Below are 1357 nucleotides of genomic sequence, written 5' to 3' on the forward strand. Positions count from 1 at the left end.
GTAGTTGGTAATTGTTGTCTCTTTCTCCCATAGCATATCGTATCTTATGGAGCATATACCAGATCGGCTCATAATAGCGATGTCCTAATTGCCGTTGCACCTCTAAGACAGAAAAACTCTTCTTGGTACTGGTAAGCATAAGTATCGCAAAATACCAATAGTAATAAGGTAATTGTGTACCGTGTAATAAGGTGCCGCTACGCAAGGTAGTTCTATACTTACATTGATATTGATCTCTAGTAGAAAGCCAGTAGTGTTGTTCTCCCTGGCATCGTTTACAAACAACACCCTGTTTATCTCTTTCTGCTTTAAAATGAGTCTTACAACTAGCTTCGTCCGGAAATTTTTTAAAAAATTCTTGAATCTTCATAACATTAACCATCTTTAAAACAATAAGATACAAATAAATTACCGGTTATGCAAGGAATCCGATAGTCATATAAGTTTAAATCATTTTTAGAAGCTTATTATATAATTGATCAATATATAAAATGGTATAATACTAAAAGAATACATTCTGCTTTAGGGTATAAAACTCCTCTAGAAGTAGAACAAGAATATCTAAATATTAAAAACAAAAAAGTGGCTTAAAAATTTTGTCCGAAAATTATTAGGCAGTCCAGGTACTTTTATGTCATCATTTTCATATAGTTAAAGCAGTACCCCATTCACTAAGAGTGCCCGAATATCTTTTATAAACACCATCAAAATAAAACCTAATACGGATATGCTAGCCCACGAGGATGAGATTTTACAAAAAGTATTGAAACAATTTGATGGCATTCCAAAGATTGAAGCCTTTGACATCCTGCATAAGATCGAAATACTGCTCAAAGATCAGCAATCCCCTATCCAGTATAAGGACATCAAAAATAAAGAAGAGCAGTCATTTATAAAAAATGCCGTAGTTCCCATAGGTAAGAGCGGGTATTGCTATTTGATAGACTATTGTCATTTTATAAAAGTGTATAAGTTCAAATCCATATATCCCTGTTTTAGTGCTATGGGATTTTTATACTATGCCGTTTATAATGAACCTACCGTACATTTTTTAAATAAAAAGAACATAGAAGAAACTTTTAAAGACACTTATCTAAAGTATGTAATCCGGGAGTTTCTAAAAGACAATAAGGTCAAAGACAGAAATTCCAAAACCAATCGCTTATTACTTCTGGAATTACTAGATCAGGTAGATCCAGAACATCACCTCTGTAAAACGTAAAATTATGAATAACATTATAGGATTAAATCATTTAAGCCAAAGGCGCAATTTGATTTAATCCGCTGTTGTACTATGCGTTTTTTTTTCTTTTTTTAACCTTCTATGGGGATTGAATCCACTTGTTGTTTACTCAAA

The 1357-nt window shown here is 32.6% G+C and carries 2 protein-coding genes and 1 pseudogene; 2 read left to right on the plus strand and 1 reads right to left on the minus strand.

All coding sequences use genetic code 11. The features are described 5' to 3' along the window. On the minus strand, positions 1-370 hold a 370-nt coding region (locus F0000_RS27335; RefSeq protein WP_188112323.1), incomplete at its 3' end, for a transposase. 80 nt (positions 371-450) lie between these two features. Between F0000_RS27335 and F0000_RS28745 the strand changes: the two are divergent. Together F0000_RS28745 and F0000_RS27345 are read left to right on the plus strand one after the other, a co-directional pair. After that, positions 451-591: pseudogene (locus F0000_RS28745) on the plus strand (integrase core domain-containing protein); the annotation flags it as partial. A 136-nt stretch (positions 592-727) separates the two neighbouring features. Next, positions 728-1222 (plus strand): hypothetical protein, encoded by a 495-nt coding sequence (locus tag F0000_RS27345; protein ID WP_149627856.1) that lies wholly within the window; start codon positions 728-730, stop codon positions 1220-1222. Positions 1223-1357: the final 135 nt, after the last annotated feature.

It is taken from the genome of Aquimarina sp. RZ0 (assembly GCF_008370685.1).
GTDB lineage: Bacteria > Bacteroidota > Bacteroidia > Flavobacteriales > Flavobacteriaceae > Aquimarina.